We start from the raw sequence: 18300 nt of genomic DNA, 5'->3' as shown, positions 1-18300 counted from the left end.
CTCTATTAGCGCCTTCTTATTGTCTGTCTTTTGGGAGGTAGAGGCTTGACCTGTGTCAAATCAATGCTTGATCAAGCCTTGGAAAATGACGGATGGGTCAAGGTTTTGGCGGTTTGTAACGAATCGCATGGTTGAACAAGTAAGTGCATACCGGTAAACCCAGTATCAGTCCCCAGATATGGAAGAGCTTGCCGCCCACGGTCAGGATAATCAGCACAATGACCGGATTCACCCGCAAGCGTGCCCCGTAAATCATTGGATTGAGGATATAACCTTCTACCATGTGTATAAATATGATCATGCCGATGACCAGCAATACCAGATTGATGCCTCCCATGTTCAGGGCAATCAGGCAAATGGGGATGGAGCTGATGAAAACACCCGCGACAGGTACAAAGCTGAACAGGAACACGATCACCGCCAGGAACGCGATGTGTTCCCCCATGCCCAGAAATTGCAAACAAATGGAGGTAAGGAAAGTATTGACGCAGGCAATGTAAAACTGTGCCTGCATGGCGTGCCCCAGCACCTTGCCGAATTCGTAGATGTTGTTGGCGACTTCCACATAGACAAAGCGCAGGCGGGTATTTTCCAGCTCACGCACACTGGCAGACAGGCGCGGCAAATCCAGTACGATCAGGAATGAAAACAGTAATGCCAGCAGGAAGGTGGAGAGTATCGTCACCGTCTGGCGGCTGATGTTGGTCAGATGATCCAGCACTACCTTGGCGGCTTGTCCACCATCAACCGGTTTGCCCCCTCCGGTTAGCACCCCCAGCAGCAAGCTGGTTGGTGATCCCTGGAAGGTGTGCTGGGCTGGCTCTTTGCTTGTCGTCGGGGTGGCTTGTGGTAACGTGCCTGTTGCCCATTCCGGTACGGGTTGCTGTGCAGGTTGCTGTTGGGCGGGTGTATTAGGTTTGCGCAGTTCCGGGATGGCTTCCTGGATGATCGGGTAGCGTTCCGCCACATCCAGAATGGTCTTGTCAAGCTGCTCCATGTAGACAAACAGCCCTTTGGCAAATCCGGTGGCTTGCTGGTAAACCTTGGGGGTAACGAAGACTCCGACTGTTATAATGACACTGAGGAACATCACCCCGGTCAACACTACCATCGGGATGCGCGAATAACGTACCCGCCGTGCCAGCAAATCCACGATGCTGGATTGCAGATAAGCAAATACAAAGGTCAGGAAGATCAGGGTGAAAAAGGAACTGAGCAATGCCAGTAAACCAAAAAATGCCCCCCACACCAGTACGCGAGTCACAATAGGCAACAGCAGTTCCCAACGGATTCCAGCCTGCGTCTGCATCTGGTGGGGGGCAGGGACTAGCGGCTGCTCGGTAGCATGGTTTTCAAGTTGTTGCATGGGAACTTTCTTGGCGGTATCGGGTGACGGCAGTATAGCATTATTATTTCGCAATATAATGAATACCCTCCCGTTCCATGCATCAGGTGGATTTCGGGCGGAATGCCTTGATTACTGCTTCATTGCACTGGAGGTAAGGGCCGCCAATCAGATCAATACAGTAGGGAATGGCAGGGAATACCGCATCCAAACATTGGCGGATGGAGGCCGGTTTGCCCGGCAGGTTGAGGATCAGTGACTGACCCCGGATACCGGCAGTTTGGCGGGAAAGGATGGCAGTGGGCACATATTGCAGGCTCACCTGTCGCATCAATTCCCCAAAGCCGGGCAGCATTTTGATGCAGACATTTTCAGTGGCTTCCGGGGTGACATCACGCGGGGCAGGCCCGGTTCCACCTGTGGTCACAATCAGGCAACAGGCTTGTTGATCTGCCAGTTCGATCATGGTTTGTTCAATCACAGCCTGTTCGTCAGGGATGCAGCGGTAAACAATCTCGAAGGATGACAACAGGTAGCTTTTCAAGGTGTCCTGTATTGCCATGCCGGAAATATCTTCGTAAATGCCTGCACTTGCCCGGTCTGATGCAGTGATGATGCCAATTCGGATGCAATCCATGCCTGTCCTGCTGTCTGGTCGTGTTGGGGATAAGGTACAGTTACTTTTTTGGCTGTAAACTTGACATGATGCTTTCCTGCATTTTTTGCCAGGTGTGCATGTTGTGCTCGCCTACTTTGAGCCATGTATCCAATGGTGTGCCTGCCAGTACCTTGTGCATCTGCTCGCGCATGGCAGTTTGTTGGCTGGTAAACAAATCAATGCTCTGACGCATGTATTCCGAGAAGCCCATACGGGTGGTATCACTGTAATTGCGGATGAATTGTTCCAGAATATCTGCGCTGAAAAGGGGTTGACCGCCAGACTCCTGTTCCATGATGATTTGTAACAGGATGCTACGGGTGATGTCATCGCCAGATTGGCGGTCAATAACCTTGAACGGTGTGTCTGCAAGTACCAAATCGCGTACATCATTCAGGGTGATGTAGCAGCTTTGGGTAGTGTCATACAAACGACGGTTCGGGTATTTTTTGATGATGCGTTCTTCTGCCATAGATAGTCGATTGGTTGTCGTGCTGTGGATAACAAGATCAGGCGTACATCTGCCGTGTCGCTCTTGCCTTGATTCTATAGGTTAACGTTTTGTTATGCACACAAAAAACGTGAACTTGTGCACGAAAAGGGGGAATGCAGGCTGAAAACCCTTCCCGCCTCGCATGGGGGAAGGGTATTAGACAGGATAATGCCAGTCTTAGTGGATGAACTGACCGCCGTTGGCAGAAATGTTCGCACCAGTGATGAAGCCAGCATTGTCGGATGCCAGGAAGGAAACGATCGCAGCCATTTCTTCTGGTGTACCCAGACGGCCTACCGGGATTTGCGCAATGATTTTGTTACGCACGTCTTCGGCAATCGCCATAACCATTTCGGTAGCGATGTAGCCAGGGGACAGAGTGTTGATGGTAACGCCCTTGCGTGCTACTTCCTGTGCCAGCGCCATGGTGAAACCGTGTACACCTGCTTTCGCTGCGCTGTAGTTGGTTTGACCGAACTGACCCTTCTGACCATTGACGGAAGAGATATTGATGACACGACCAAAACCACGGTCAGCCATCTGGTTAACGAACTGGTGAGTTACGTTGAAGATGCTGTCGAGGTTGGTTTTCATGACCGCAGCCCAATGCGCCGGGGTGATTTTCTTGAAAGTGGCGTCGCGGGTAATGCCTGCGCAGTTGACCACGATGTCAACTTGACCAAAATCGGCTTCCACTGCTTCTTTCAGTTTCACGCAATCGTCGTAGCTGCTGACATCACAAGGGTAGATGGCAACTTCATAGCCTTGCTTGGCTTGCCAGGCTTTGGCTTGCTCTTCCGGCTCGAAATAGGTGGTGACTACCTTGTAGCCCTCTGCGGCAAATTGTTTGCAAATCGCGTTACCGATACCGCCAGTACCGCCAGTTACCAGTGCAACCTTACTCATAATCAATGCTCCTCAATGTAGTAATGTAATCTGTCATCAATTTGCTTCCCTCTCTCCCTAGCGGGAGATGGGGGGTGTAGAATGTCTCAAACTATGCTATGCGCTTGGGTTGTCAACAATAAGCCGATTGCTGTTGTTTTGGCAAGCCGTAATTGAGTGGAACTGTCAACATTGTTGCGGCGCACAAATTAGCATGATAAGCTCGTGAAAGGCAACCTTTTTTACGCATTGAGGATAGAACAATGATACCTGCTTGGTCTGACGATATGATGAAAAACTGGTCTGATGCACAAAAGCGTTACTGGGATGCGTGGGCGGATTTGTCCAAAATGGGTCAGCCAGGTATTGCTGCACAACCTGCCATGCCAGACTGGACACAGGGTCTGGATCAGTGGTGGAAAGCGGTTAGCCCTCACACTGTTCCCGGTGCCTCTACCGATGCTTTCCAGCGCATGGTTGACATGGGCAAGGTCTACATGAACCTCGCAGAAAGTACCTACAAAGTCCGGCAGGCGGGTGCTACTGGCGCAGAAGCCATTGAAGCGTGGATGAACTCGATGGAATCCGGTTTTCAGTCTTGCTGTGCGAATCTGGATGCAGGCAAGTTTTCTGCCCACGGTTTCGGCGCAGGCCAAGCATTGCTGGACAGTTGGCAGCGTGTCACCAAAAGTCTGGGGATGGAAGCGTTCCAGAAAATGGGTGCAGGTGGTTTCCAGATGCCAATGTCACAAAACTGGCAGGAACAACTGGATAAATTGCTGGGTACGCCAGCGATCGGTTACAACCGCGAATCCCAGGAACGTCTGCAAGCCCTGACACAACTGGGTGCAAACTATCAGGAAGCGCTGGATGATTACCTGAAAGCCTTCGCCAAGCAGGGGCTGGAATCGGTGAATGCCCTGCGTGCGCGGGTTGCCAGTCTGCGTGAAGAGGGCAAGAGTATCAGCAGCCTGCGTGAGCTGTATGACCTGTGGGTGGATGTTAACGAAGAAGTCTACGGCAAATTTGCCATGACCGATGAATATCAAGTGGTTTACGGTGATTTGGTCAATGCGCTGATGGCATTCAAGCAGGGTGTCAATGCAGAAATGGATAGCATTTATGAGGCTGCCAACCTGCCAACCCGTAAAGAGCTGAATGCAGCGTTCCAGAAACAGCAGGAAGCCCGCCGTGAAATCCGTGCTTTGCGTCAGCAGGTTCAGGAACTTTCCCGCAAGCTGGACGCCTTGAGCGCAGTTGCTTCGGCTCCGGCAGCCGCACCTGCCCCGGTTGCGGAAGTCGCCCCGGCAACAGAACCTGTTGCTGAAGCTGCACCACCTGCCAAACCAGCCCGTCGTAGCAAGAAAGCCTGATCACCACAGCGAATTCAAGGAGAACGAACATGCCGTTTCAAATGCGTCCCGATGCGATCCTGAGCGAAGTGAAAACTTTCAACGAAAAACTTGCCCAGGGTGTGACCAACCTGATGGAAGTCGGCGAGATTTCTTCCGGCGTTACTCCGTTCGAGGTGGTGTATACCGAAGACAAGCTCAAGCTGCTGCGTTACGTGGGTGAAAAAGAGCCGACCAATACCGTGCCAATGCTGATTGTGTACGCGCTGGTGAACCGCCCGTACATGACCGATATTCAGGAAGACCGTTCCACCGTCAAGGGCTTGCTGGATGCGGGTCAGGATGTGTACCTGATCGACTGGGGCTACCCGGATGCTTCCGACCGTTACCTGATGATGGATGACTACCTCAACGGCTATCTGGACAACTGTGTGGACTTCATCCGTGCAAGCCACGGGGTGGATGCCATCAACCTGCTGGGTATTTGTCAGGGTGGTGCATTTAGCCTGTGCTACAGTGCCATGCACCCTGAAAAGGTCAAGAATCTGGTGACAATGGTGACGCCGGTTGACTACCAAACGCCAGACAATATGCTCAGCCACTGGGTACAAAACATCGACATCGACTTGTTGGTGGATACGACCGGCAATATTCCAGGCGAAATGCTCAACTGGACATTCCTCAACCTGAAGCCATACCAGTTGATGGGGCAGAAGTACCTCGGCATGGTCGACATGATGGGCGATGCCAAGACCCTGAAAAACTTCATGCGCATGGAAAAGTGGATTTTCGATAGCCCGGATCAGGCGGGAGAAACTTTCCGCCAGTTCATCAAGGACTTTTTCCAGCAAAACAAGCTGCTGAAAGGTGAAGTCCAGATCGGCAAGTACACGATTGATCTGAAAAATGTCACCATGCCGATTCTGAATGTGTTTGCCGAGCAGGATCACCTGGTTCCGCCGGATGCGTCCCGTGCGCTGAATGGTGCGACTGGCTCATCTGACTATACCGAGCTGTCTTTCAAGGGCGGTCATATCGGTATCTACGTCAGCGGCAAGGCACAGAAAACCATTCCACCCGCCATTGGCGAATGGTTGACCAAACGTAGCTGACAGTTTCCCGCCCGCCTCCCCTCGTCGGGGAGGTGTCGGCTGACAGGGGGTTACTGATGACTACGTAGCAGGAACATGCCATGATCGTGGCTGTTTATCACTGCAAGGACATCGTAATGAAAATCACATCCTGGTTAGCCACTTCCCTGTTCTGCCTGAGCGCAGCAGCGTCTGCTGATGCCCCTTTCATCGAGCACACTACCGGCTTTTTCGAGTCCAGTATGCCATTGGCTGAATGCCGCGAGCAGGGCAAAAAAGCCTTTGCTGCCTTGGGTGTCACCGAAAAAAGTTCCACCAATCCGCGTAACGAAGTTGTTGGTTTCAAAAGCGACTATAAGGTCGTGCTGTATTGCGTGAGTGACGAAGGTGGCTGCGATGCACCGGAAGAGCCTTATGCTAGCGGTGGCACAGTGATTGTGGCAGGACCGGATTATACCAAGGTCAAGGGCTTGGTGGATGGGGTGAAGGCGAAGCTGAAGTTGCAGTAATTGTTGACAGCTAGAGGGGCGCAAACTGCCCCTCGTAATTGGTTTGGACTGGTTGGAATGCGTGGGATTTGTGGAGGCAACAGCGGTGCTGCTAAGTGTTGCCTGGTATTTCAATCGGAATAGCGACAGCGGGCGAGCCGTGCTATGTTCAGCGGTAGTGACTTAAGGAAATACACCATGCCAGCGCAACCTGCTTACCTGTTGAGCGAAGCGGAATACCTCCAGCACGAACGCCAAGCCGAGTTCAAAAGTGAATATTTGAACGGCGAAATGTACGCAATGGCGGGGGCAAGCCGCGAACATAAGCAGATTTCCACCAATCTGGTAGTTTCATTGGGGGCGCAATTGCTGGAAAAACCTTGTGGGGTTTATTCCAGCGATATGAAAGTCAGGACACGCACCGACAAAACCAACAAGTTCAGCTATCCCGATGTGGTCGTTACCTGTGGTGATGAGCTATATGAGGATGAAAACGGCGATGTATTGCTGAATCCGCTGGTGATTATCGAAGTCCTGTCTGCATCTACCGAAGCCTATGACCGTGGGCTGAAATTCTTCCATTACCAACTGATCCCGTCCTTGCAGGAATACCTGTTGGTGGCGCAGGATTATTGCCGCGTGGAAAAATACCAGCGGCAGGCGGATAAGCAGTGGGTCTATTCCGAGTTTCATGAGATGCAGGATGTGGTGGAAATCAGTACGCTGGAATGTCGGGTGACGGTGGCGGATATTTATCGAAGGGTGTTGTAGGAGAATGTTATGCCTGTAGCGCGTCAAATGTCGGGGCAATATCTTAGCGAGGCTGAGTATCTGGAAGGTGAAAAACTTGCCGCTGAACGCCATGAATATGTGGATGGGCAAATTTACCTGATGGCAGGGGCGAGCAAGCGGCACAACCGTATTGCTAGAAACTTTATTAATCGCATGGAGGATGCAGCCAACCGCAAAGGCTGTGAGGTGTTTTTCTCTGACGTAAAAGTACGGGTAGCCAAATACAAAACCTATTATTACCCGGATGTGGTGGTGAGTTGCTCGGCAGATGATGAGGCGGATGACTACTACTTGGAAAAGCCTTGCTTGATTGTTGAGGTTGCTTCTGATTCCACCATTCGCAAGGATTATATGGAAAAATCCCTGGCCTATCAGAGTATTGCCTCCCTGCAAGCCTATCTGGTCGTTGCGCAGGATAAAGCGCAGGTGGATATACTGGTACGCTTGCCTGATGGTAGCTGGGGATTACAGCAGTTCGATCGGTTGGATGATGAAATTACGCTGCCTTGTTTGGATATAGTGTTGAGTGTGGCGGCAATTTATCAGGGTGTGCTGAATTGAGTTACTCCGAGATTATCAGGAAAATTCTGTTGGAATACCTCAAATACGATTCCGTAGATGATGTCATCAAATCCAGTGTAAGTTTTGATGATGAACATGGCAATTATGTTTTATTGCAGGCGGGTTGGCGTGGAGATGATTATCTACAAGGTGCGGTTATTCATATCCAGTTGATTGATGGTAAGATTTGGATTCAGTACGACGGTACGGAAGAAGGCGTAGCAACTGAATTGGTGGATGCCGGTATTCCCAAGTCGGATATTGTATTGGGGTTTCGGCATCCATCAGTGAGGCAATATACAGGTTTTGCTTTGCTATAACTTCATGGTTGTCTTTGTGAATTTTTCGAGTAAGATCTGACTTGGGTGGTTAGATAGTGAAACTAATTTATTTGCCAATGCAACAGGAACAATAGAGTCGTCATACATATTACATCTTAATTTTTGAAGATTCAGTAGGATTATATCCAAATTAGCATAGTCATTTTTGTTGGGAGATAAGACAGAGTTTTTATCAGGTGTTGGTACAGTAATCGTTAGTATTTGTTTGTCGTTAGAATAAAAAATAACCTTTCCGCTGTAGTAAGAAGTCGATCCATAAGTGGTTTTATCTGCTTCGCCAGGTATTATATACTTGTAAATATACTGGTTATTCAATAAGATATACTGTCCATACTTGAGAATAGAATCTTTCGCCGAGCAAATTTGCTGAGCATGTTCAGTGAAAGCTCCACTTTTTTCTACCCCAACTAAAAATAAGTAATCTTTTTCTCTCAAAAAATTACATAATTCCCTTAATGGCTGATGTAATCTGGCAGTTTGTCCTGCAAAACTTAGAGGGCCATCTGATACAAAGAGAAACTCTTTTATTAAAGATGATTGTTTTTTGTATAAATAATGAATGTAATAAACAATTATTAGTTGTTCAACTGCTCGTGTTAAATAACCAAGCAGACCAGATGCACCATGCTCTTCATCCACAATTTCGTGCAGACGAAACACATCTGTTAAATATATCAAGCCTGAGCTAGATTCAAATGTGAAGTCTGATTTTATTTGGCTTCTGATAATATCTATTTTGCAATCTTCTATATTCTTGTTTGGGTCGCTACCTAAGGTGTATTTTTCAGTAGGTGTATTCTTATACTCTCTAAATAAAAGCCACTTAAGACTTTCCATTAAAGATGTACCATCACCTCTATCTTGCAAGAAAAATTCATGCAATGTTTTTCTTATGGAGTTATTGAGTGAATTTTCTTTTCTACGAGTTATGCCTTTTATTGGGATAGCTAGCTTAAGTCTTTCCAAATTATGTAGCTTTTGCATATCTTCGGGAAAGATAAATGGTTTTTCTGATAAGTCATTTAGATCCTTAGTCTTTAATAAGATTGCCCCAAATTGAAAAAAAGCAATTTGTGAAGATGGAAAAGTCTTTTTTGGCTCAACTATTGTATAACCGCCATCAACAGTAAGAATATAATTAATTGGATTGTTGATATTTTGAGGTAACGTGTTGATCTCGCTAATATCTGCAATGTCCACATCCGAACAATCTTTGGGGAGATGGCAGTTATCAATGAAGTTTTTTATAAAAGGATCATTGATCAAATGAGTGTGGTTTATTTTTGCCGCCCATTCATTTGGTTTGGAGCTTCGAGATGTAATCGCCATGCTTCTATACCTCTCTGTTAGCCAGAAATCTATCAATTTGAACTGGAACAACAAAAGGATTTGTATATGTTTTCATTCTTACGAAGCCTTTATCATTGCCGGAACTAAATTTCAATAATGAAGCAGTGAAATCTGAAAAGTCATAGTATTTCTTTAATTCTTTTAATTCATCTTCATTATTTAAATGCGCAATAAACCAATTTTGAGTGTTTTTCAAGATATTTGCACTGATGGAGCTAACTTCTTGTGTGGCATATGCTATCCCCAAACTAAGTTTTGCTCCTTCTTTGGCAAGTCGATTGTAAATATTCGATAAGTCTTTTTCCTCTTGCTTTGGGAAAAGATTGTGAGCCTCTTCAAAGTAGAACTGAATGAAGTTATTAGGTAATGTTTTTGTAAACCTATCCATGGAATTTTCGAATATTTTACGAGTGATTTTTTCTGAATATAATCTTCTTATATTTTCTTCTCCTTGCGATAAATCTATTATGATGATATTACCTTTTCGTAAACTATAGAGAATTTCTTGTTCAAAAGATGTATTTGATAACTCGGTATGTAAGTTCTGAAACTGACGCAATAATCTAAATCCACTATAACTAGCTTGTTTGCCCGGTGCTGGTTTTCTAGTTAAAAATGTGAGAAGTGCCAACATATCCTCATCAAAAAAGTTCTTCCCCTTCTCTTTTTTGTATTCTTCAAATTTTTCTTTATGCTCATCTGATGCCATAGCGTTAAAGACTTCTTGAAACCAAAAAGATGCATCTTCTAAAGAAATTCCAGAATGGGGCTTTATATTTGGAACAATTTTATTGATTGTTCCTGCATCACCATAAAATTTTACCGTATTATGACTAGATGATTTTTTGAATTTTGCTTCATGTAAACAGCATTTGTAAATGGCGATTTTTTTGTCATATGCAATTGCTGCATTTCTTTCATCGCTGGTTTTTTGATCGCGAGGTGCTTTGTAATTTTCTGGTTCAACAAGATCAACAGTGCAAAAGCTTTTAATATAGGCACTACTTTCATCTGAGAGTGCACTTACTATTAATCTGAATCCTGCTTGAATCTCATTATAAAAGTTTATTTTTAAAACTTTAAAACCTTCAGATGTTTTGTCAGTGATGGAATATCTAATTACATTATTTTGATACAGCTCATAAATGGCAGTTCCCTGATCCTGCATGTTGGGATTTGCATATTCTCCATTTATATCAAAGATAATTTGTCCGACTGGATACTGTGGTGATCCATCTTGTGTAAAAGGCGTTGATGACGTGACGGTATTTGGCAATGTTTTAGTGGGGGATTTTTTAGATATTTCAGCAGTTGCTTCAATAATTTTTTTGACTGTATTTGATTTTCCTGTTCTAGTCATGCCAAAAAGTGCTGTTCGTTTTCCGATAAGGTCTTGGGGACTCACAAAAACATCCACTTCCTTCTCAGTAGACTGAAAGCGACGGTTTGAACTATACCGCACAACACCTATTTTGAATTCGTTTTCGTTACCTGCAATAATTCCTTGGTCACGTTGATTAGTAATCTTTTGCAAAATTTTATCTGTGGCTTTATAAACACTGTAATTGTTGGCAGAATAAAAGTTTTCTAAGTCAGCACCAAATTCAATAGTTTCTTTTGCTTTTCCTTGTCCTATACTTTTCTTTATTTTGTAAAATGATCCAAGTACTCTACATTGTAAGCCAGAAAAACTGAATTCATAACGTGTAAAATCGTCAAGTTTACTTTTTTGTTCGCTGTCTGCTCTTCCACTTATGTCTGTGCCTTCTTTGTAATATTCAATCATGGAGCTAACAATATTATTATCAGTTGGTAGTTTTGAAGGGGCTAATGCTCGTAATAATAAAGCCTCATCTACGCCATCTTCTCCATCATAGAATGCTAATAAAAATGCACCTTGAGGAATGCCCTTGACTCGGTGTTTCCAAGCATCTGAAACAAGAATATTAGCTTGTTCATAATCAAGGTAGTATGGTCGCCCAACAAAAAGAGACTGATCACGACCATCCTTGAAAATATCACCTTCCATTATTAAATTTAGTTGTTGGGTAATCATTGGTTTGCCTCTCTATTTTGGGGTTATGATCTCAAGTTTTGAGTCAATGCTTGGGTCTTCAAATCTCACAATGGAATCATAAGCATAGTTTTTGTCCGCTTCAACAGAAATCCACTGCCGATTTAACTTTTCCGCACAATATCCTGTTGTATTGCTTCCCGCAAATGGATCAAGAATTAGATCATTTTCATTAGTTAAAAACTGAATAAAAAAATTAACTAATCCTTGTGGCATCCGGGCAGGATGGGGCGTAATGCCATTTTTTCTACACTGTTTTGAGTAGTGATCATTTGAGCTTGTATTAGAAAAGCTTAAAACATTATGTGGCAATCTGACATCACGAGATTCATCTATTGATTCTAGCTCTATCAGATTATGAGCAATGCTGCCACCGTTATCTTTTGCAAAGGTTTGTAGGCTAATGTCATGTTCTGATGGTCGTTTTCCTGCATTATATTGTTTGGTTTCTATAAGTTTCTTCATGCCTTTAGAGTAAGGACGTAGCACTTTTGAATTATCTGCTTTGGGGAAATCACTTTTGGCTAACCACCATACATGCGTATAGCTATCTACTGTTCTCAACCTATTAACTGTTACCCACTGTGCAGGAGATGGTAAGCGTGAGGGGTTATAACAAATGAATTCTTGTATTAATCTTAAATCGGAATCTTCATTTTTAACAAGTGAGAATAAACATTCCAAGTGAAGGAGTGATTGGACGGGTCTATTAGCCTCCCAAGAATTTCCTATTTCTATTACTAATGAGCCATCATCTGCAAGGAGATCATAAAATATAGGAGCTAAATCAGCAAACCATTGGTAGTAATTTTCGCCTTTCAGGTTTCCATATTTTTTTTTGTTGTTCAGAGGGAACGGTGGCGATGTTATTATTAAGTTAAATTTTCCTTGGTATTTTTCTTTTAATAGGTCTAGGTGCAGATCGTTAAAGTTAGCACCAAACAGTTTTCCATATTGAGTTTGATATATTTCAGTGGCCATATGACTCATCTGACTTGAATCTAAATTTCCGTGTATTCGTCATGCTTCGACACTCTTTTCATTACATAAAATATCATTTCTGACTTTTGCCGGAAGATATAAACATCTGGCAGAAGTAATTATTAGTTCACAACACCCGAATTTTCTTCAACTGCCCCAAAGTAGCCCGCTGCTAACCCGCTTGCTTGCGCGTTTGTGGAATACTGCTGCCGGAGCTTTATCCGCAAATAGCGGATTATTCAGCCGTCCTTCCCGCCTTTCGAGGTAATTACTAAGCTGCTTTATGCTGCTCCACCCACTCGCGCAAAGCATCATCCATGCGTGTTTGCCAGCCATCACCTGTTGCGCGGAAAAATTCCACCACGTCTGGGGAAATCCGTAGCGACAGTTGCACTTTAGGTGGTGTTTTTTGCCGCCCGCGTGTGCGTACTGTACCGACTTCATTCCCTGCCACCTTCATCACTGCGCCTTCCCAGTCATCGGTAGTAGTCTTGGGGCTATCGGCATCATGATGAATATCTTCATCTTTCATCGCCCGTACCTGCGCCCAATCGGTCAGGTTATCGGGGGAAATACTTCCAGTAGATTCGTTCTTCATGTTTCTCTGCCTTCCTTACGGATGGAGATAATGTGGTCTTTATACAAACGGGGCGTGTGTACCACAAATACAACCACCCCGTTCCATAATCCCAACGTCTGCAAGCGCAATTTACGATAAGGATTCAGTCAATCACAACGCCCGAATCTTCTCCAACTGCCCCACCAACTGTCCCAACGCCACGCGCTGCTCATCCGCCTGCTTGCGCGTCTGTTCCAGCACTGCTGCCGGAGCTTTGTCCGCAAACGCCGGATTATTCAGCCGACCTTCCAACCCGCCGAGATTCTTTTGCAGCTTCTCGATTTCCTTACTCAGCCGCGCAATTTCCGCGTCTTTGTCGATCAGCCCCGCCAGCGGGATGAGGATTTGCATTTCGCCAACCAGTGCGGTAGCCGACTCCGGCGCATCCGCCCCCGCTTCCAGCCACGTCACGTTGCCGACTTTCGCCAGCGTCCGCGCAAACGCTTCGCTGGTGGTGAACAGCGCCTTGTCGGTGTCGTTCCAGTTTTGCAGCAGCACGTCCAGCACTTGCCCCGGCTTGATGTCCATCTCGGAGCGGATGCGGCGGATGCCCATGATGAAGGCTTTCACCCATTCGATTTCCGTCAGCGCGGCTTGGTCAACCAGTGCCGTGTCGGCGACGGGGTAGGGTTGCAGCATGATGGAATCGCCGGATACGCCCGCCAAGCCCTTGATGTTCTGCCAGATTTCTTCGGTGATGAACGGCATGATCGGGTGCATCAGGCGCAACGCTGCTTCCAGTACGCGCACCAAGGTACGGCGTGTGCCACGTTTGGCGGCCTGGTTGTCGTTGGCTTTGCTTAAAATCGGCTTGGTCAGCTCCAGATACCAGTCGCAGTATTCGTGCCAGGCAAATTCGTACATCGCTTTGGCGGCAAGGTCGAAGCGGTAATTGTCGATGTGGTCGGCGACTTCAGCCTCGGTCTGTTGCAGCAAGGAAATGATCCAGCGATCTGCCGCCGACAATTCCACCGGCAAGGATGCGTCCAGCCCGGTATCCTGCTCTTCGCACTGCATCAGCACGTAACGCGCCGCGTTCCACAGCTTGTTGCAGAAATTGCGGTAGCCTTCCAGCCGCTGCATATCGAAGCGGATGTCGCGCCCCGCCGTGGCGAACGAGGCAAAGGTCATGCGCAGCGCATCCGTGCCGTGCGGGGTGATGCCGTCGGGGAATTGCTTGCGGGTGGCCTTTTCGATTTTCGGAGCATCTTCGGGACGCATCAAACCAGTAGTGCGTTTGGCAACCAGTGCTTCGAGGTCGATGCCGTCGATAATGTCGAGCGGGTCGAGTACGTTACCCTTGGATTTGGACATTTTCTGCCCGTCCGCATCCTTCACCAGCCCGTGGATGTACACGTCGCGGAACGGCACGTCGCCCATGAATTTCTTGCCGAACATGATCATCCGCGCCACCCAGAAGAAGATGATGTCGAAGCCGGTCATCAGCATTTGGGTCGGGTAGAAGGCTTTCAGTGCCTCATCGTCAACATTCGGCCAACCGAGGGTAGAAAACGGCCACAGCGCGGAGGAGAACCACGTATCCAGCACGTCCTCATCCTGACGCAAGGCGAGGTCGGCAGGCAGGCTGTATTTGCTGCGTACTTCAGCTTCGGAACGCGCCACGTAAACATTGCCCGCCTCGTCATACCACGCCGGAATGCGATGCCCCCACCACAATTGGCGTGAAATGCACCAGTCGTCGAGGTTGTTCATCCAGTGGTTGTAGGTGTTCACCCAGTTGCCCGGAATGAAGCGCACTTCACCATTCGCCACCACGTCAATCGCCGGTTGGGCAATCGCGGTTTTGCCGCCGGGTCGTCCGTCATCCAGCGTTTCGCGGGTCAAATCCACGTACCACTGATCCGTCAGGTACGGTTCGATCACCGTGCCGGAACGGTCGCCACGCGGAACCATCAGCTTGTGGTCTTCGATTTTGTCCAGCAAGCCGAGCGCGTCCATGTCCGCGACGATTTGCTTACGCGCCGCAAAGCGTTCCAGACCCTGATATTTTTCCGGTGCTACCTCGTTGATGCAGGCATCAATGGTAAAAATATTAATCAGCGGCAGGTGGTGACGCTTGCCCACCTGATAGTCGTTGAAATCGTGTGCCGGGGTAATTTTCACACAGCCCGTGCCTTTTTCTGGGTCAGCGTAATCGTCGCCCACCACCGGAATCAAGCGCCCCACCAGCGGCAGCACCACGTTTTTGCCAATCAAATGCTGGTAGCGCTCGTCTTTCGGGTTCACCGCCACGGCGGAGTCACCCAGCATGGTTTCCGGGCGCGTGGTGGCAACGATCAGGAATTCGTCAGTGGCATTGCCCGCCGCATCCGCCAGCGGGTAGCGGAAGTGCCACATATTGCCGTTTTCTTCTTCGGACACAACTTCAAGGTCGGAAACAGCGGTGTGCAACACGGTATCCCAATTCACCAAGCGTTTGCCGCGATAGATCAAGCCTTCTTCATGCAGGCGCACGAACACTTCACGCACCGCCTCCGACAAGCCTTCATCCATCGTAAAGCGTTCGCGTGACCAGTCGGGGGTCGTCCCCAAACGGCGCAATTGGCGGTTGATGGTGTCGCCGGATTGCCCTTTCCACTCCCAGACCTTTTCGAGGAAAGCCTCACGCCCCAGATCGTGGCGGGTCACACCTTGTGCCAGCAATTGGCGTTCCACCACCATTTGCGTGGCGATGCCTGCGTGGTCAGTGCCGGGTTGGTAGAGGGTTTTGTCGCCCTTCATGCGGTGGTAGCGGATCAGGGTGTCGATCACCATCTGGTTGAAACCGTGCCCCATGTGCAGCGTGCCGGTGACGTTCGGCGGCGGGATCATGATGCAATACGGCTTGCCTTCGCCTTTGGGGGCGAAATAGCCGCTTTGTTCCCAGTGCTGATACCAGCGTTGTTCGATGTCTTGAGGTTGGTAGGTCTTTTCCATGTGCCGCTACTTTGTGCAAGTCCAAAACACGGCATTATAACGGGATTTTACGGCTTCAACATCCCGGAAAGTTCACGGATCAGCTCGTGGCGGGCGGCGTCGATGTGCTTTTCTACTGAAGGGTCGAAACGCGACTGGGTGGATGCGTCGTTTTCCCGGTGGCTTTCCGAGCGGATGGCATGGGCACGCGCCAAGCCGGAATATTCATCTTGTCCGGTGGCAGATTGCAGCTCGGCAATGCGTTCCTTCAGGCGTTGTTCAAAGACCTGGCGACGCTGCTGTTTGGCTTGCTGGTTTTTGGTTACACCCACAACCTCAGGATTACCTGCTCTTACCAGATCGGTAATGACCGGAATGCGTATGGTTTTGTCAAAATCCTGCATCATGTTGCTTGTGGCTGTTGTCAGATATTCAGTTGATGGTAGTCCAGATTATAGCCCCTGTCCCGATAAAACTGATAACGTTTGCGACCAGCGTGCAAAATAGCTTCTTCCTGATCCAGAATTTCAGCCAGACGTTCAAACCGCGAGAAAAAAGACGGTATTTCGTTGGATAAATTAATCAGCAATCCACAGTTTTCCATCGGCTCGTGATCATGCCCCAGCAGGATGCGGCTATTGGCTTCCTTGCTGGGAGCCAGTGCATGAGGAATGAACGCAATGTCGTGAAATGTCCACAACAAATCATCCAGTCGTGCGGTCGTGGCGGGGCTGTCGGTGTGGATGTAGGTCGGCATCCCGTGTTGATGGGCTTTGGTCACGACCTTGCAGGCCAGCAACAGCCGTGCCTGCAAACTGTTGGTCTTGCCAACGTAAAAATCAACTTTGGTCATGTGCCAGCACGGTTGATCAGCCATTGGCACAGCAGGGGAACCGGGCGTCCGGTCGCGCCTTTTGCCGCACCGCTTTTCCAGGCAGTACCGGCAATATCCAGATGTGCCCACGGATAGTTTTCGGCAAAGCGTGACAGGAAACAGGCGGCGGTGATCGTGCCGCCCGGTGCGCCACCAATGTTTGCCATGTCGGCGAAGTTGCTTTTGAGCTGATCCTGATATTTTTCACCCATAGGCAAGCGCCACACATCATCACTGGCCTGTTTGCTGGCAATGATGATTTCTTCTGCCAGTGCATCGCTATTGCCAAGCAGTCCACTGGTGTGATGCCCCAGCGCAGTGATGCACGCACCAGTCAGGGTAGCAATGTCGATGACGGCTGCCGGGTTGAAGCGTTCGGCGTAGGTGAGGGCATCACACAAGACCAGACGACCTTCCGCATCCGTATTGAGAATTTCGATGGTCTTGCCGGACATGCTGGTCACGATGTCGCCCGGTTTGCTGGCTTTGCTGCTAGGCATGTTCTCAGCCGCTGCGATCATGCCGACCACATTCAAGGGTAATTGCATGGCAATGCAGGCGGTCATTGTCCCCAACACACTGGCTGCTCCACTCATGTCGAATTTCATTTCATCCATGGCAGCGCTCGGTTTAAGTGAGATGCCACCGGTGTCGAAGGTAATGCCTTTGCCTACCAGTACTAGCGGCGCTTCACCGGTTTTACCGCCGTGGTATTGCAGGATGATCATTTTGCCGTCTTGCGCACTGCCCTTGGACACCGACAGGAAAGAACCCATGCCCAAGGCTTCCATGTCGCCTTCTTCAAGAATGTTGACGTCGGTTTTGTTGGAAGAATTGGCAAGCTCCTGCGCCACCATTGCCAGATGGGAGGGGGTGCAGACATTGCCGGGGCTGTTGGCAAGGTCACGGGCGACGCACATGCCTTCAGCAATGGCAATACCATGACTGAGTGGTTTGCTGAAATCACCGGCGAGTGTGTGGGCAACCGTCCAGCCTGCCAATACCGGGCGGGCTGCTTCGTCTTTCTTGCTCTTGAACTGGTCGAAAGTGTACAGCGCATCCGTTACGGCAGTTACTGTTTGGCGCACGGCTGCTTCCAGAAAGTCCGGGGCAATTTCATCGGTCAGGAAGGAAACCACATTGTTGGTTTTGCTGGTTTTCAGCGCATTAACTGCTGTTTGGGTAAGCTGTGCGAGGGATTCCTGGGTTAGTTTGTCCTTTTCCCCCATGCCCACCAGCAGCACTCGTTTGCTGGTAACACCCGGCAGTTTGTACACCAGGCTGGTACGATGCTTGTCGCCGCTGAAATCACCCATGTCCAGATGGGCAGTAATGGCACCTTCACTGGCTGCATCCAGTTGACTGGCCGCCGCTGACAGTTTGCCCTGTTTATAGATGCCCACGATCACGCAATCGGTATGGATGGTGGCGGGGTTGGCAGATGCCTCAAAGTGGTAGTTCATGCATTATCCTTGCAGTC

Annotated in this window: 18 protein-coding genes; 6 read left to right on the top strand and 12 right to left on the bottom strand. The window is 48.4% G+C overall.

Features of this window, described 5'->3' with window-relative positions:
• Positions 1-97 precede the first annotated feature (97 nt).
• The 4 genes from B2U47_RS06945 to phbB all read right to left on the bottom strand — a co-directional run bounded on the left by B2U47_RS06945 (position 98) and on the right by phbB (position 3402).
• Positions 98-1366 (bottom strand): AI-2E family transporter, encoded by a 1269-nt coding sequence (locus B2U47_RS06945; RefSeq protein WP_296675209.1) that lies wholly within the window; start codon positions 1364-1366, stop codon positions 98-100.
• Between the two features lie 82 nt (positions 1367-1448).
• Positions 1449-1982: a molybdopterin adenylyltransferase gene (gene mog, locus B2U47_RS06940; protein WP_296675211.1), complete on the bottom strand. Its 534-nt coding sequence runs from the start codon at positions 1980-1982 to the stop codon at positions 1449-1451.
• A 40-nt stretch (positions 1983-2022) separates the two neighbouring features.
• Positions 2023-2475, bottom strand: a complete 453-nt coding sequence (gene phaR, locus B2U47_RS06935) for a polyhydroxyalkanoate synthesis repressor PhaR (protein ID WP_296675214.1) — start codon at positions 2473-2475, stop codon at positions 2023-2025.
• Positions 2476-2673: 198 nt separating this feature from the next.
• Positions 2674-3402 (bottom strand): acetoacetyl-CoA reductase, encoded by a 729-nt coding sequence (gene phbB, locus B2U47_RS06930; protein ID WP_296675218.1) that lies wholly within the window; start codon positions 3400-3402, stop codon positions 2674-2676.
• A 242-nt stretch (positions 3403-3644) separates the two neighbouring features.
• On the opposite strand from phbB, the gene phaE reads away from it, so the two are divergent.
• The 6 genes from phaE (at position 3645) to B2U47_RS06900 (ending at position 7985) form a co-directional block, all read left to right on the top strand.
• Entirely contained in the window at positions 3645-4754 is a 1110-nt protein-coding gene (gene phaE / locus B2U47_RS06925) for a class III poly(R)-hydroxyalkanoic acid synthase subunit PhaE (RefSeq protein WP_296675222.1), read from the top strand.
• A gap of 29 nt (positions 4755-4783) precedes the next feature.
• The gene (locus B2U47_RS06920; RefSeq protein WP_296675225.1) at positions 4784-5845 is read left to right on the top strand and encodes a class III poly(R)-hydroxyalkanoic acid synthase subunit PhaC; all 1062 of its coding nucleotides are present in this window, start codon (positions 4784-4786) and stop codon (positions 5843-5845) included.
• A 116-nt stretch (positions 5846-5961) separates the two neighbouring features.
• Positions 5962-6333, top strand: coding sequence for a hypothetical protein (locus tag B2U47_RS06915; protein ID WP_296675229.1), 372 nt, complete (start codon positions 5962-5964; stop codon positions 6331-6333).
• Between the two features lie 177 nt (positions 6334-6510).
• Positions 6511-7083: a Uma2 family endonuclease gene (locus B2U47_RS06910; RefSeq protein WP_296675234.1), complete on the top strand. Its 573-nt coding sequence runs from the start codon at positions 6511-6513 to the stop codon at positions 7081-7083.
• Between the two features lie 9 nt (positions 7084-7092).
• Positions 7093-7665, top strand: a complete 573-nt coding sequence (locus tag B2U47_RS06905) for a Uma2 family endonuclease (protein ID WP_296675238.1) — start codon at positions 7093-7095, stop codon at positions 7663-7665.
• Positions 7611-7985, top strand: coding sequence for a XisI protein (locus B2U47_RS06900; RefSeq protein WP_296688294.1), 375 nt, complete (start codon positions 7611-7613; stop codon positions 7983-7985). Before B2U47_RS06905 ends, B2U47_RS06900 begins: the two co-directional genes overlap by 55 nt.
• Here B2U47_RS06900 and B2U47_RS06895 read toward each other — a convergent pair.
• From B2U47_RS06895 to B2U47_RS06860, 8 genes are all read right to left on the bottom strand, one after another.
• Positions 7980-9335 (bottom strand): hypothetical protein, encoded by a 1356-nt coding sequence (locus B2U47_RS06895; protein ID WP_296675245.1) that lies wholly within the window; start codon positions 9333-9335, stop codon positions 7980-7982. The two genes, B2U47_RS06900 and B2U47_RS06895, sit on opposite strands and share 6 nt — an antisense overlap.
• A 4-nt stretch (positions 9336-9339) precedes the next feature.
• Positions 9340-11412, bottom strand: a complete 2073-nt coding sequence (locus B2U47_RS06890) for an ATP-binding protein (RefSeq protein WP_296675249.1) — start codon at positions 11410-11412, stop codon at positions 9340-9342.
• Positions 11413-11424: 12 nt separating this feature from the next.
• A complete protein-coding gene (locus tag B2U47_RS06885; RefSeq protein ID WP_296675252.1) occupies positions 11425-12411 on the bottom strand; it encodes a DNA-methyltransferase in 987 nt (328 codons plus the stop codon).
• A 271-nt stretch (positions 12412-12682) separates the two neighbouring features.
• The gene (locus tag B2U47_RS06880) at positions 12683-13009 is read right to left on the bottom strand and encodes a BrnA antitoxin family protein (protein ID WP_296675255.1); all 327 of its coding nucleotides are present in this window, start codon (positions 13007-13009) and stop codon (positions 12683-12685) included.
• Between the two features lie 132 nt (positions 13010-13141).
• Positions 13142-15967 (bottom strand): valine--tRNA ligase, encoded by a 2826-nt coding sequence (locus tag B2U47_RS06875; protein WP_296683917.1) that lies wholly within the window; start codon positions 15965-15967, stop codon positions 13142-13144.
• A gap of 47 nt (positions 15968-16014) precedes the next feature.
• Positions 16015-16353 carry a hypothetical protein gene (locus B2U47_RS06870; protein WP_296675267.1) on the bottom strand — a complete coding sequence of 113 codons (339 nt, stop codon included), beginning with the start codon at positions 16351-16353 and terminating at the stop codon, positions 16015-16017.
• 17 nt (positions 16354-16370) lie between these two features.
• A complete protein-coding gene (locus B2U47_RS06865) occupies positions 16371-16799 on the bottom strand; it encodes a DNA polymerase III subunit chi (RefSeq protein ID WP_296675273.1) in 429 nt (142 codons plus the stop codon).
• Positions 16796-18283 carry a leucyl aminopeptidase gene (locus B2U47_RS06860; protein WP_296675275.1) on the bottom strand — a complete coding sequence of 496 codons (1488 nt, stop codon included), beginning with the start codon at positions 18281-18283 and terminating at the stop codon, positions 16796-16798. The genes B2U47_RS06865 and B2U47_RS06860 overlap by 4 nt, the downstream gene beginning before the upstream one ends.
• Positions 18284-18300 lie beyond the last annotated feature (17 nt).

It is taken from the genome of Thiothrix sp. UBA5583, from assembly GCA_002425225.1.
Taxonomy (GTDB): domain Bacteria; phylum Pseudomonadota; class Gammaproteobacteria; order Thiotrichales; family Thiotrichaceae; genus Thiothrix; species Thiothrix moscowensis.
Note: the sequence above shows the minus strand (reverse complement) of the source record. Positions and strands in the feature narration are given on the sequence as shown.